Consider the following 14,984-nt stretch of genomic DNA (forward strand, 5'->3'; position numbering starts at 1 on the left):
TCACGCACCTCCCCGCGGCTGCGCGTGAGCGACGAGCGTTGTCGACTCTGGGGTCGCGGCCGGCGCCTGGTACGCGACCGAGTTGAACATGGACCGCACCGACAGGCGCATGCGCATGCGCCGCCAGAAGCCCCTGCCGGAGAGCCAGGCCCTGCGGTCGGCGGACACCAAGCGCCAGAATTCGTCGGCGTCGGCGTCCGCCGCCTCGCCGGAGCCGAAAGTCGCCGCGTCCGTGAGCCGCGCGAGCTTCTCGCCGTTCGCGCTCCCATACGCTCGCGCCGTCTCGAGACGGGTCGCGAGCGGGAGCGGCGTGAGACCGGAGTCCACCGCGTTGTCGACGTACTCATCCCAGCCGTGATGGATCGCGTCGCGGGGCTCGGCGCGGCGCCTGCGGCGCCTGCGCAGGGACTTCCAGATCGCGATCGCGATCAGGGGGCCCACCAGGATGAGAACGGCGAGGAGGCTGATGCCCGCGGCGGTCAGGATCGGCGCAAGCCAACCCCACACACCCTCCTCCGACGGGACGGGCGGGTTCGTCTCCGCGCCGCCACCGCGCTGCGAGGACGGGGGGACGATGGGCTTTGCCCGCTGAGGGTCCAGATCGGACGCGAACTTGGGGTCCTGCTGCTGCTGCTCGTCCGGCGAGGGCGAGACCGAGTGCTGTGGAGTGACGTCGACGGGGACCCACGCGCCGCTTGCAGACTCCACCTCCGTCCACACGGCCATGTTCTGGCCGGAGCACACCCCATTCGGGCACACAGGAACCGTCCACCCGCTGGGGTCCGTCTCCGCGAGCCGCGCACCAAGCACCACTCGCGAGGAGAAGCCAAGGTCCGCCGCGATCAGGGCAACCGCCGTGGCGAACTGCTCGTCGTCGCCCACCGCCGCCACAAAGCTCTTGTCGCCGTTCGCGGCCGCCTCCGACTCGCGGGCGGTCAGCTCGGTGAACATCCGGTCGATGCGGTCGTACGAATGCCCGGCGGCCGAGGACGCGAACGCGTAGGCGCCGAGCGCGGACTCCCACTTGGCCGTGCTCGTCGGCTCGGTCAGCGCGTGGCTGAGGTAGCCGCGCTCACGCAGGCGCTCAACGAGCACCGCGAGCCCGGCCCCGTCGTTGGACACTCCCTGCCGCGTCACCCAGTCGCTGAGAGACGGGGGGATGAGGCTCGAGTCGATGACGTCGCCGCCGGGGGCCTGTCCGAGTGCCGCAAGGCTAGGCACGCGCGTCGGCACGTAGGCCTCGACGACGTAGGTGTCCCCCTTGGCGACGCCGGTGGAGGCCGTTACCAGGCCCGACGCGGTGTCCGGCTGGTAGTAGAACGAGTCGGTGAGCACGCCGGACCTGTCGCCGCGGAACGACACCGAGCCGAGCTCGCCGACGAGCGGCACCCAGATCCCAGACTCGGCATCGATCGTGATCTGCGCACTCACCGCGGTGGAGTCGCTCGGCGCCGCGATCCCGGATGGCAGTCGCTCGTAGCGCGCGGGCGCCGCATTGGCCGGAGCGGCCGCGGTGAACTCGTCTCCCGTGAAATAGGCGAGCGTGGCCACGCGCACCCTCGAGACTTCGCCCTTCGTCACCTTCACCGTGAAGAGCGGCTCGTCGTAGCCGGTATCGGAGAAGAAGTTCCGGTAGGCCGCGAGCGGGGCCACGGACGAGTCGACGACAACGCGAGGGTCTATGACGGACCGGGCAACGTCGCGCGGCGTTTCCGCGGCCACTGGCCCCGCGACGATCGCGGCCACCGTCACGGCCACCACCACCATGACCGTCGCCATTGCGGCCGTGGACGCCGTGCGCACCCGCACGGAGGGAGCGAGCCGGGCCTCGCTCGCCGTGCTCGCGAGGGCGCTCCTGCGCGCGTACCCCGCGCGCCAGCCCAACCAGCCGAGCAGCAGCGCGAACGCCGCCAGCCCAACCAGGAACTCACGATTGAGATAGACCCCGTAGGGGGCGAGCGTGAGCGGCAATGACCGCGTAGCCGGCCCAACGATGATTGCCGTCGCGACCATGAGGACGCCTACGGCTGCCGCGAGGCTCCACCAGCGTCGGGCCTTGACGGTGAGCCAGGTCGCCAGAGCCGTGCCGGCGAGGAGCAAAGCGAGCGCGGGCACGAGAGTGGAGCCGTACTGGCCCAGCGGAAGGGGAAGGGTGACGATGTCCTTCCACCCGGTCACGGGCCCGCGAATCAGCTCGCGCATCGCCGCGTCGAGCGCCGTGGTGCCACTCGTGAACCCGGGGACGGCCAACGCAAGGCCGATGATCACGAATGCGATCCCCACGGCCCCGGAGACCGCGAAGCCGCTGAGTCGGAGCCGCGCGCCCGCCACCGCGATGAGCGCCCCGATGCCGATGCCCGCGGCGACCACGGCGACGTACCTCCCGGAGCCGTACACGGGGAACAGGGCCCACGCGGCCACGGCGGCTACAGCCACCATGAAGGCCGCGTTCAGGAGCGTGAACGTGAGCGTCGTCGTGCGGTCGTTGTTCATACGCGCGCCCTCTTCGCGAGCAGCTGACGCAGATCCCCCAGCAGCCCAAGGGTGAGCACGCGCATGTGTCCCACCGCGTGAATGGAGGGCTCCGCCGTCGGGTCGCACACGACCGTGGCTACAGCGACGTCTGCGGGGAAGGCGAGCGCGGCGCTCTGCAGCCTCGCGAGCGGCGCCAGGGACCCGGTCACCATGAACGCCAGCGAGGTGTCGACGGCCACCTCGCTCAGCATGCGCGTGAGCGCCGGCAGTTCCACGACTGCACTGCCCGACGCTATGCCGGCAAGCTCGTTGAGCAGGACTTGCGGCGTGGTCACCCTGAGCTGGCGAAGCGCGCGGACGCTCGCGCGCGCGAACTCTGGCACCTCGCCACTGAGCACTGCCCGGACGTCACGCCCATCGCGAAGCGCACGCACCCCGAGAGAGCCGATCACGCTGACCGCCATCTCGAACTCGTCCTCGGAGGCGTAGGACGACTCGTCGAGATCGAGCACGAGTGAGATCGTCGAGCGGCGCGTCTCCTCGAACTGGCGCACCATCAGGGAGCCGACCTTCGCCGTCGACTTCCAGTGGATGTGGCGCTGGGCGTCGCCGGGAGCGTACTGGCGCACGGCGTGGAACGAGATGTCCTCGCTCGTGACGGTCCGGGTGGTGCTGCCCTCGAGGTCGCGGATGAAGCCCATCGAGGTGGACGGGACCGCGATCGTGACCGGGTGAATGTAAAGGGTGCGCACGTCCGCCCAGCGGAACTCGCGCTGCAGCAGGTGCAGCGGGTCGGTGCGGGTGGTGGTTGCCGGGCCAACGGAGATGATGCCGCGCTTGCGCGCGGGAATGACGACGCGCTCCTTGCGCTCATGACCCCGGCGCAGGAGCGGCACGTGGAAGTCGATGAGGCCCTCGCCAACGGGAATGTCGATGCGGCCGGGAAGAGCGAGCCGGGCGCGCCCGCTGCGCACGGCGATGTCGCCGTAGGCGTCCTGTCCGGCGACGACGGCGTCGTGCTCAAGTGTGAAGTCCACCTCGTACGCCTCGCGACCGAGGAGGAAGGGCGCGGCGAGGAGCAGCAGGATGATCGCGACCCCCGCGCCGATGAGGAACTCTCCCCAGCCGAGCGCGAGGCCGAGCACGAGGCCAAGCACTGCCCACAGCACCACGAGCCATCCCGCGGGAGTGACCGCGCCGCGCACGGCCGTCCAGGCACGCGCGATCGCTGCCCTCGCGGCACGCGCCGTGCGCGCGAGGCGCACGCGCAAGGAGACCCACGTGGTCTGGGCCTCCTCGACGTATTCCGTGCGGACGCGCGCTGACGGCCCGGCCGGTGGGGCGGCCGGGGTGGCGGAGATGGGCTCTGCCGTCACTCAAGGTCCTTGTGGCTGGGGGGTGGGGTGTCGAGCAGGATCTGGCCGATCACCGCGGTGGCCGTGACGCCGTCGAACTCCGCCTCGGGGTCCAGGATGAGCCGGTGGGCGAGGACGGCGTCCGCAAGCGACTTGACGTCATCCGGGGTCACATAGGCGCGGTCGTGACCGATCGCCCAGACCCGCGACGCCCGGGCGAGGGACATCGCCCCGCGCATCGACGCGCCGAGGCGAACCTGCGTGGCGTTGCGCGTTCCGTCGACGATGCGGGCGATGTAGTCGAGGATGAGCGGGCTCGTGTGCACCTCTCGCGCCAACTCGATCAAGGCGGTGATCGTCTTGAGCTCGACGAGCGGCTCCACCACCACGCGCTGAGGTCGGCCGGCCTCGATGATGCGCAGCGTGGACGCGTGGTCCGGGTAGCCGAGCGACGTGCGCATGAGGAAGCGGTCGAGCTGCGCCTCCGGCAGAGAGTATGTTCCCGCCTGCTCCACGGGGTTCTGGGTCGCCACGACCATGAACGGCGTTCCCGCCACACGGGTGACGCCATCGACGGTCACCTGACCCTCATCCATCACCTCAAGGAGCGCGGACTGGGTCTTGGGGCTGGCCCTGTTGATCTCGTCGGCGAGGACGACGTTCGCGAAGACCGGGCCCGCGTGAAACTCGAACTTCCCCTTCTTCTGGTCGAAGATCGTGATGCCAGTGACGTCGCCAGGCAGCAGGTCGGGCGTGAACTGGATGCGCGTGCTGGTGCCGCGGACCGTCTGCGCCATGGCGCGAGCGAGCGAGGTCTTTCCCGTTCCCGGCACGTCCTCAAGCAGGAGGTGGCCCTCCGCGATCATGGCCGTGAACGCAAGTTCGACCGCGTGGCGCTTGCCGAGCACGGCAAGCTCCACGTTGTCGCACAGGGACCTGAAGGTCTCGGCAAACCACTGTGTCTGTTCATCTGTGACGGTCATAGGCTCTCCTCATTACACTCATCGGCTGTTTTCACGGGGTGGGTGAGACGCTCGGCGAAGGATCGGGGGTGGGCGTCGGCGTCGGCTCGGGAACGCCGCTGCACGTGTCTACCGACGACGTCCATGCGCTGATGCCGGTCAGCGCACCGCCGAACGTGACGGTCACCCTCGCCGTGCGCATCGCGCCGTAGTCGGTGGTGATGTTGCCGTCCTGGTCTCGCAGGGTCCACGCAACCGAGTAGTCGTCGCTCGAGGCGCTCACCGCCACCGAGGGTGCCGTGCCGACCTCGCACGACTTCACGCTCACCTGAGTGCGGTACTGCGCGTACCCCGCGTCTGGCGAGACGGGAGCGCTGATTGCAGAGCACTGCGACGTTGTGGAGTTGAAGACCACGCACAGTCGCGCGGTGACGTCGACAGGCACGCCGATCGGCATCGTCGAGAACTTCGTCGTTGGGCCGCCGCCGTTGAAGCGGTAGCCGACGATCACGGTGGTGGGCAGTCCGGCGAGAGAGATCTGCGGTTCGGTGACGCCGGTGGTGCACGAGCGCCCGTCGCCCGTGCACTCGGTGTCCACGCGGTAGCCGCGCAGCACCAAGGGCGCGCCGGGGTCGGACCACGGATAGACCGTCACGTCGAAGGAGTCAGCGGGCGCGTACACCGTCGCGCCGACTCGGCTCTCCGCGCATACCTTGAGGCGGTTGGCGATGTTCGGTGTGACGTCGGCGGTCACGGTTGCGGTGCCGGACGTCGCGGCGACCATGCCCGTGCACGTCGTGCCGCTGAGCACGCCGACGTAGGTGTCAGAACCCACGCCGCCGGAGCCCACCGTGACGACGAGCGTCGCCTTGAGGCCCAGGGCGTCGACGCTGGGGTTGACGTCCACGATCGTCGGCTTGCCCACGCCGTTCGCGGAGAACGTGAGGGCCGCTCCGCTGTCTTGCGCTCCGGCGATGGGGGGCAGGTCCAGGTTCGTCACGGGCGTGACCGTGACGAGCTCCGTCGAGTTCGAGCCGAGGAAGTAGCCGGCGATCGCCTTGTGGCCCTTGCCCGAGATCGGGACGACCATCGTCTCGCCGGTTGCGCTGGTGATGTGCAGCTCGCGCGTGGTCGCGTCGGTGATGTCGAGCTCGATGTCGATGCGCTTGCCCTCGCCGCCCGTCGCCTTGGTCGGCACCCAGGTGGGGTTGACGGGCGCCGTCGGGGGCGCGTACGACCACGCCACGACGCTCGCCGATCCGCGCGATTCGCCGACGGCGTTGATCGCCTTGGCGGTATAGGTGTGCTTGACACCATTGGTGAGCCCCGTGATGGCCGGGCACGTGCCGTCGGCGCTGCACGTCGTCACCTTGGTCGAGCCCTCGTAGATCGCGTAGCCCGTGATCGCCGGGTAGGAGACGCCGCCCGCGCTCGGGCTCACCGAGAGCGTCAGAGTTCCGTCCCCGAAGGCGCTTTGGCGCACCTCCGACGGGCCTGCGGGGTAGCCGTGCAGGTCGAGGTAGAGCACGCCGACCCGATCGCCCGTGCTCACTCGACCCTGCGCGTCTTCGACAGCGAAGGTCGCGGTGCAGGTGGCGCCGGGAGCGTCGCCTGTCCAGGAGGCGGTGATCGCATTCGAGCCCGAGGCGGAGAAGCTCACGCCGGGGCACGCGGGGTCGGGAGTGATCGACTCGACCGAGAGAGGCGTGCCCGGAAGGGGGTTGACTTCTCCGGCGGCTCCGATCACCGTCACCGTGCAGGACGAGCCCGCCGATTGCGAGCACTGGCGGGAGACCGTCGCCCCCTTCGGCAGCGTCGATGGTGCTGGCCCGACGACAAGGCTGAGGGAGACGGCAGGGACATCGGGATCGGACGGCAGCGACACGGTGGCCCCGTCGACGTTGCCGGGAACCGCCCTGTCCTGCGCCCTGATCGTGAGGACGTCACCGTTGGGGGTGATCGCGAACTGCTGGCCGTCGTAGTTGAAGTCGATCTGCACGTCGCGCGCGGTCGCTCCTTCGGCCAGGTCACCATGCCCGCGAGGTCGAACGTCGTGGTGGCGCCGGGAGACAGCTCGATCGAGGCATTGGTGAGGATCGGCGTCGGCTCCTTGGGGATGACGGTGATCGGCACCGGCACGAGCGTGAACCGGTCCTGATCGCTCACGCGCGCGGAGACGCGGCACATGTCGGAGTACGGCGCGCCTTCAGACGCGGTGTACTTGATCATGGTGCCCGACACCAGTTCGCAGGTGGAGCCCTTTCGCACGCCCGACGCATGCACGTCGTCGGCGTCCACGATCAGACTGACGTCGCTCGGGACGGCAAGGAGCGGCTTGAGGTCGAACGTGACGGACTCGCCCTCCACCACTTGCGGCTCGGTGAACGTGTCCTTGAGCGCGAGCCTCGTCTCGTCGAGCCCCGGCACCTTGAGGAATCCGTAGCTCGTGACCGTCTCACCGGCGAAGTTGGTCCCCGTGACCTGGAACGGGACCACTCGACCTGCGCTCGTCACGGGGCCAGAGATGCTCCAGCCGTCCACGGTCAGGCCCTGCTGGTTTCCCCACAGCGACAGCGTGAGCCCGTCGGGGCTGCCCGAGGCCCACGTCACCTTGCCCGTGAGCACGTCGACGCCCTGCGGCAGCGACTCTCTCGTGTCGAGCGCGAGCACCGTGTCCGCGATGATCGGAACGTCGGCAACCGGCTCGCGCACCGCCTTGAGGATGATGCGGCCCACGGCCGTGGAGCCCGCCGTGTTGCGCACCGTGTAGAGGTACGTGTAGGTCCCCGGTTGGGAGCCGACGTTGAGCGTCACGATCTGGTCCGTCACCGACACGATGCGGTTGGCCAGGTCGCGATACTCGTCGGACTCGAGCGGGGCGTCGGGGGACAGGTCGACGATCGACAGCTCGCCGCCCGCGAGGTCAACGTCATTGGCAGACGGCACCACGACGACGCTCCGGCCAGTTCCCACTTGGGCCTGGACGTAGTCCGTGTAGGTGACAGGCCTCGCCTCGAACTCGACGGCGACGACGCCGATGGTCGCCGTGGCGATCGCGGTCTGGCCACGGGCGTCGACGACCGAGTACGTGAAGCTCACCTGCCCGGAGAATCCGGGGGCGGACGTGTACAGGATGGCCTGCCCGTCGGCAGACACGGCGGCAAGACCGGACGACGGCTGGCTCTCGACGCGGCGCAGACTCACGCGGTCTCCGTCGGGGTCGAGGCCGGTACCGTCGAAGGCGAGGCGCACGCTCTGGCCCGACGCGACTCTGCCCGTGAGGTCGCGCGGCGTCGGCGGGGCGTTCGTCGGGTTGTTCAGCACGGTGATGACGACCTGTGCGGTGTCTCGCTGCGTCGGGTAGCCGAGCACGTACGTCGCATACGTCACGACGTAGGTTCCCGGGTTCTCGGGCGCGAGGTAGCGAAGCGTCGAGCCCGATCCGAACGCGAGGCCGCCTCCCTCGGGGGCCGTCACCGAGTCGGGGTCGAGAGCGAGGACGGTTCCCGCGGGGCCGATGTCGTTGCGGAGCACGGCGATGTCCGCCTGGGTGCCAGAGCGAACGGTGAGCGAATCATCGATGGCGAGCGGAGCCGTCGGGGCGTCTGTGGGCAGGAGGACGACGGTGACCTCTCCCGTCGTCGTCATCCCTGGCCGTCCCGACCCGTCGGAGACCGTGTAGGTGACAACGCCGAGGGTGCCGGGCCGGCCGTCGGACGTGTCGCCGCCCACGCGAATGGCCGAGAATCCCACGAGGTCCGCGGACAGCTGCGCGCCGCTTGCAGGCTCCACCTTCACATCCGAGATGAGCAGCACGCGGCCGCCGGGGTTGGACACGGTGCTGAGGACGCCGATGGTCGCGTCCTCCTTGCTTCGGACGAACGCCGTCGTCGGCACCGTCGCGAGGCGCTCATCGGCCGGATCGATGACGGTGACGCGCGCGACGCCCCTGGCAGCGTTGGTGCCGTCGGTGACCTTGAAGTCCACGAGGTGCGAGCCAACGTCGTCGGCGCTGAAGGTGAAGCCGACGACGCTTTGGGCCACCGCAACCGTCGCCTTGTCTCCCGGCGCCAGCGCGGCCTCCTCAAGCTGAAGCGGGCCCACCCCTCCCGTGATCTTGTCCGAGACGTCGACCGTTGCCGTCACGCCGGCGATGACGGTGAGCGAGACGTCGGACACACGCAGGGTCGGCGTTTCGAGGATGGTCACGTCGAGCTCTTTGGTCGCGGTGGCGCCGTACGAGTCCGAGACGGAGACCTCGACGACCGCCTTCGCGGATCCGGACCCGCTCGCGTTGAGGTGCTGGAAGACGACACGGCCCTCTGGCGTTGCGGCGACGACGGCGTCGGTCGCGGTGGTCGTCGCGGACGCCAGATAGATGGGGTCGCCGTCGGGATCGACCCATCCCACGAGCGCGTCGGCCGAGACGGTGCCGCCCGGGCTGACCTCCGGCGTCGGCCACTTGGTGAGGCAGCCGTCGACGCCACACCATTCGGGAGCGGAGTTCTCGCCCGGCGGGTGGACCGTCAGCGTGACCGTCGCTGGGGCCGAGGTGAGCCCGTCGCCCGCCGTGCCGTCCGTCACCTGGTACTGGAACGTCGCGGAGCCCGTCGCGTTGGGCCTCACGTTGACGACGATCGACTGGTTGTCGTCCGCGAGCGCGAGAGTGCCGAACGACGGGTCGAGCGCCGTCAGCGAGCCGGGCACGATCGTCAGGACGTCCCTGTTCGCGTCGTGGTCGTTGAGCAGAGCGGGCAGCGCCACCTGGTGTCCGGCCCGGACCCCGAAGTCGTCGTCAACGGCGATGGGCGGTCGCGGGTCGGTGACCTCCGGCGCAACGTCCTCCTCGTCGGTCGTCGTCGGCGCATCCTCTTGCTGATCCCATTGCTGGGATGACGCGACCAACTGCCCGGAGGGGACGTTCCACACCCAGCCGGAGCGGGTCTCGTTGAGGATGAGGCGAGAGCCGTTCGAGCGCAGCTGCGGCGTCCGCTGGTCGCCGAGCGGGAGCCCGCCATAGTCCAGCTCCGTCGAGGAGCCGTCGGACCGCCAAAGCGTGCCGGACGCGATCCCGGCGGGAAGCCACGCGGCGACGAGGGTCGTCGAACCCGGCACTTCCATCGCCGCGGCCGGCTCGCCGAGTCCAACCCCATCGCTCCCGAAGATGCGCTGTGCGGAACCGTCGATGGTCGACACGGCCACGATGCCGAACTCGTCGGCGATGAGGGCCGTGTCCCCGGACGCGACCGAGTGCGCGAGCTTGCCGGTCGAGTCGGCCCCCGTGTCGACGGGGTCGCTCGCCCCGCGCCGCCATACCTGGCCAGACGATGGGTCAAAGAGGACCCACGAGTCGCCGACCCACGTCAACTGGATCGCGCTCCCCGAGGGACCATTCGTCACGCTGTCGGTGCCCTCGATCTGGCCCGTCGCGGCGCTTGCCCGCAGCACGGCACCCTGCTCCGCGGAGTACGCGGCCACCTCTCCGCTCGGCGATACGGCAATGGCGAGCGAACGGAACTCCGGGCGCTCTTCACCTTCTGCCACCACCAGGTTGGCGAAGGGGTCGAACTGCGTCGGCGTGATCGCGCTGCCGTCGGAGATGCGGCCTGCAAGGACGTGCCCGTCGTCGGTCAGATAGGCGACGAAGTCCCCGGAGTACGCCACGGCATCGGTGCCGGAGGGCGTGGGCACCGTCGTCTCGGAGTTGCCCTGGTCAAGGTCCGTGGGCTTCGCGGTATTCACCGGGGTCACTGTCCCGAGGTTGTCCGCGTACACGAGGAGGGAGTCCCCGGACTGCGCGAGGTCCGTTGGCGCGGCCACGTTCTTGACGGTGTCGACCTCGCCCACAACGGTGTTGATGCGCGCGAAGCGCTGGCCCTCCACCGACTGCAGTGCCCAAACCGACGGGTCGTCAGGAACCACCTCGCGCTCGTCGAAGCCCGGCGCGATGACCGCTCCCGCGACCACCGCAACGAGGCCGGCCACGATGGCGAGCCTCCACAGCAGCCGCCTGCTGCCCGCTTGCCTGGTGCGCTGCTCAGGGCGGGTGAGGTCGGGGAGGACGGTGGTCACTTATCCGCCAAGCACCAGCGCGACCGCGATGACGATCCCAACGATCGCGGCGCCCACGATGATCGCGCCAACCGCGAAGCGACGGCGCGCGGTGAGCCGACGCTCTGCACGCGTGGCCGTGCTCGTATGGCTCTGGTGATTCGATGCGTACGCGGCGGGCCGCTGGCGCGAGGACTCGACGGCCACCGTGGAGCGGGTTGGTCCGCCGTCCTCGTCATCGAACATGACCGGTGACCACTCGGCGCCGGGAAGCTCAAGTTCCGTCACCGGCTCGCCGAGCTCTCGCTGCACCGCCTGCAGCGCCTCGCCGAACGCTCGCGCGCTGTGGTACCGCTCCGCCGGATCGCGCTTGAGTCCACCCTCGAGCGCCGCGTCGAGAGACGCGGGGGCGTCGTCGCGCCCTATCGGCACGTACTTGGCCCGCAGGATGCGGGCCCTCAACTGCTCGTCCGAGCGCCGCCCGCCCGGCACGTCGAACGGCGCGTGTCCCGCCGCGAGCGTGTAGATCGTCGCCGCGAGCGCCCACACCTCGGTGGCGACGGTGCCCGAGCTGCGCCGCTGCACCACCTCCGGCGCGCTCCACGGCGGCGACATCGCGATCATGTCCTCGTCGCCGGTGGCGCTCGCGGTCGCGACGCCGAAGTCGCTCAGCACGGGATGCCCGTACGAGGTCACGAGGATGTTGGAGGGCTTGATGTCGCGGTGGAGCATGCCCACGCGGTGCGCGGCCTCCACGGCTGAGGCGATTTTGATTCCCGTGGACAGCACCTCGGAGATGGGGATCTGCTCGGTGCGGTAGCGCGTGGCCATCGACTTGGGGCAGAACTCCATGACGAGGTACGGGCGGCCGTCTGGCGCCACGGAGGCCTCGAAGACCGTGAGGATCGCGGGGTGCGAGCTGAGGCCGGCCATCACGTCGGCCTCGGCCGCGAGCGCGCGCGCGGTGGCGTCGTCGTTGATGATGGGGTTGAGCAGCACCTTCACAGCGACCACCCGCCGCGGCATGTTCTGCTGGTACAGGAACACGTCGGCGAACCCTCCGGACCCGAGCGGGCGCACATAGGCGTATCCCGGCAGGTTCGGAGGGTTGAGTGACTGGCGACGTGCGGCCACGGTCCTCCCTCAGGCCCAGTTGTCGACGGCTGGGCGACGGCAGCGCTAGATGAGAAGCGTAACTGCTGGGCTTTCAGGGGTAACTATCCGTGTGGCAACCTTCACACGGCAATAATCGCGGCATTAGGCCCGACGCTGCCGCCGGGTGCCGCCGCACGTCACCCCTCGTATTCCTCCAGAGGGGGGCACGAGCAGACCAGGTTCCGATCGCCGTACGCGTTGTCGATGCGGCGGACAGGGCTGAAGTACTTGTCGCGCCGCAGTCCTGGCACGGGGAATGCGGCCTGCTCGCGCGAATACGGGGCCGTCCACTCGTTCGCGGCAACCATCTCGACGGTGTGCGGGGCGGCGCGCAGCACGGACTCCTCAACCGCGACCTCGCCGCGCTCCACGGCGGCGATCTCCTCGCGAATCGCGAGCATCGCGGCGATGAAGCGGTCCACCTCGCCAAGGTCCTCGCTCTCCGTGGGCTCGACCATGAGGGTCCCTGCAACCGGGAAGCTCATGGTGGGCGCGTGGATGCCGAAGTCGATGAGCCGCTTGGCGACGTCCTCCGCCGTCACGCCCGTCCGCTTGGTCAGGTCACGCAGGTCGAGGATGCACTCGTGCGCCACGAGCCCGCCGGGTCCGCGGTACAGCACGGGGAACGCGTCCTGCAGCCGAGTCGCCACGTAGTTCGCGGACAGCACCGCGGTGGAGGTCGCCCTCGTGAGCCCCTCGTGGCCCATGAGCGCGATGTACGCCCACGAGATCGCGAGGATTCCAGCGGACCCGTAGGGAGCGGCGCTCACGGGCGCCCCCTGGCGGATCAGCTCCTCGGGAGTCTGGATGGGAGACGAGAGGCGCGGGAGGAACGGCACCAGGTGCTTGGCGACCGCCACCGGCCCCACCCCTGGGCCGCCCCCGCCGTGCGGGATGCAGAAGGTCTTGTGCAGGTTCAGGTGCGAGACGTCGCCGCCGAAGTGACCGGGCTTAGCGAGGCCTACCAGGGCGTTCAGGTTGGCGCCGTCCACGTAGACCTGTCCGCCGGCGTCGTGAACGGCCGCGCAGACCTCGCCCACGTGGCTCTCGTAGACGCCGTGCGTGGAGGGGTACGTGAGCATGATGCAGCTGATGCGGCCCTGGTGCGCCTCTAGTTTGGCGCGAAGGTCGTCCATGTCGATCTCGCCGTCGGAGCCCGTAGCGACCACGACCACGCGCAGCCCTGCGAGCACGGCAGAGGCGGCGTTGGTGCCATGGGCCGACGCTGGGATCAGGCACACGTCCCGCTCGCCTTGGTTCTGGGATCGGTGATACGCGTGGATCGCGAGCAGGCCCGCGTATTCGCCGCGCGCGCCGGAGTTCGGCTGCACCGCCACCGCCGCGTAGCCGGTGATGTCCGCGAGCCACTCCTCGAGCTGGCCGATCATCGCGCGGTACCCCGCCGTCTGGTCGCTCGGCGCGAACGGGTGGATCGCGGCGAAGCCGGGCCAGCTGACCGGCGCCATCTCCACGGCGGAGTTGAGCTTCATCGTGCACGAGCCCAGCGGAATCATCGTGCGGTCGAGCGCGAGGTCGCGGTCCGCGAGGCGCCGCATGTACCGCATGAGGCTCGTCTCCGAGCGGTGCGCCGTCCAGATGGGGTGCGTCAGGTACTCGGAGGTGCGGCGCAGGTCGCGCGGGATCGTCACGGACGGACCGCCGTAGACGGAGCGCTCATGCGGATGGCCGAGCACCGCGGAGACGAGCTTCGTCAGGATGTCGAGAGTCGTCACCTCGTCGCAAGAGATCGCGACGGAGTCTTCGTCGAGCTTGCGGATGTTGATGCCCTGCTCCCCGGCCCGGCGGACGACAGACTCGGCACCCCTGGGGACGTCGAGCACGATCGTGTCGAAGAAGGCCTCGTGGCGCACCGTGGCGCCGCGAGCCGTGAGGGCGTCCGCGAGGGTCGCCGCCATGCGGTGCACGCGCAGCGCAATCTCGCGCAGCCCGTCAGGGCCGTGGTACATCGCGTAGAAGCCGGCGATGATCGCGAGCAGCGCCTGCGCGGTGCAGATGTTGCTCGTGGCCTTGTCGCGGCGGATGTGCTGCTCTCGGGTCTGCAGCGCGAGCCTGAGGGCCGGGTCTCCGTGCGCGTCCACAGAGACGCCCACGAGGCGTCCCGGCAGCTGCCGCTCGAGTCCTTCGCGCACGGCGATGTACGCCGCGTGCGGGCCTCCGAAGAACAGCGGCACACCAAAGCGCTGCGTGGAGCCGACCGCGATGTCCGCGCCCAGCTCTCCCGGCGCCTTGATGACGCACAGCGAGAGGATGTCGGCGGCGACGGTCACGAGCCCCCTACCGCGTGCGCGGCGTCGATGAAGCCGCCGATCTCGCGCACCAGACCGGTGTTGCCCGGCTGCTGAATGACCAGGCCAACGAGGTCATCCGGCGCAACCCAGCCGTCGGGCAGCGCCTCCACGCGCAAAGGCAGGCCAATCGCCTCCGCCTGCGCCGCGACCACCTCGATGGTCTGCGGGAGGCACTCGGCGTCCAGGATGATGACGCCGCCCTCCTTGCCAGCGACCGCGCGGCGCATGAGCAGCACTGCCTCGCCCACCGCGGTCGCCTCGTCGAGCAGCGACGCCCCGGCAACGGGAAGGGCCGTGAGGTCCGCGACCATCGTCTGGAAGTTGAGCATCGCCTCGAGGCGGCCCTGGGAGATCTCGGCCTGGTAGGGCGTGTAGGCCGTGTACCAGGCGGGATTCTCGAGCACGTTGCGGCGGATGACCATGGGCGTGACGGTGTCGTAATAGCCCTGGCCGATCATCGACACCTGCACGCGGTTGCGCTGGGCGAAGCCCTGCAGCGCCGCGAGCGTCTCGCGTTCGTCCCGCGCGGGCGGCAGCACCAGCACGTCATCCTGACGGATGGCGGCAGGGACGGCGGCCTCTACGAGCGCGGCAAGAGAGGGGTAGCCGACGGCGGCGAGCATCGTCTCGATGCCGGCGTCGTCCGGCCCGATATGGCGGTCAGCGAACGCGGTCAC

At 69.8% G+C, this 14,984-nt stretch carries 5 protein-coding genes and 1 pseudogene; all 6 read right to left on the bottom strand.

Annotation, left to right across the window (positions count from 1 at the left end; genetic code table 11):
* The 6 genes and pseudogenes from NVV57_05330 to gcvP all read right to left on the bottom strand — a co-directional run bounded on the left by NVV57_05330 (position 1) and on the right by gcvP (position 14,984).
* Positions 1-2,493 carry a transglutaminase domain-containing protein gene (locus NVV57_05330; GenBank protein MCR6712139.1) on the bottom strand — a complete coding sequence of 831 codons (2,493 nt, stop codon included), beginning with the start codon at positions 2,491-2,493 and terminating at the stop codon, positions 1-3.
* Complete coding sequence (locus tag NVV57_05335; protein ID MCR6712140.1) at positions 2,490-3,851, bottom strand: DUF58 domain-containing protein; 1,362 nt, start codon at positions 3,849-3,851, stop codon at positions 2,490-2,492. The genes NVV57_05330 and NVV57_05335 overlap by 4 nt, the downstream gene beginning before the upstream one ends.
* A complete protein-coding gene (locus tag NVV57_05340; protein MCR6712141.1) occupies positions 3,848-4,813 on the bottom strand; it encodes a MoxR family ATPase in 966 nt (321 codons plus the stop codon). Before NVV57_05340 ends, NVV57_05335 begins: the two co-directional genes overlap by 4 nt.
* 1,728 nt (positions 4,814-6,541) lie before the next feature.
* Complete coding sequence (locus NVV57_05345; protein MCR6712142.1) at positions 6,542-10,864, bottom strand: Ig-like domain-containing protein; 4,323 nt, start codon at positions 10,862-10,864, stop codon at positions 6,542-6,544.
* Positions 10,865-11,977, bottom strand: coding sequence for a serine/threonine protein kinase (locus tag NVV57_05350; protein ID MCR6712143.1), 1,113 nt, complete (start codon positions 11,975-11,977; stop codon positions 10,865-10,867).
* 158 nt (positions 11,978-12,135) lie between these two features.
* A pseudogene (gene gcvP / locus NVV57_05355) lies at positions 12,136-14,984 on the bottom strand (aminomethyl-transferring glycine dehydrogenase).

Origin of the sequence: Demequina sp. (assembly GCA_024707205.1) — a bacterium.
GTDB lineage: Bacteria > Actinomycetota > Actinomycetes > Actinomycetales > Demequinaceae > Demequina.

Coding starts and splice junctions, on each gene's coding strand:
- NVV57_05340 (MCR6712141.1), bottom strand. CDS start 4,813: ATGACCGTCACAGATGAACAGACACAGTGGTTTGCCGAGACCTTCAGG.
- NVV57_05330 (MCR6712139.1), bottom strand. CDS start 2,493: ATGAACAACGACCGCACGACGACGCTCACGTTCACGCTCCTGAACGCG.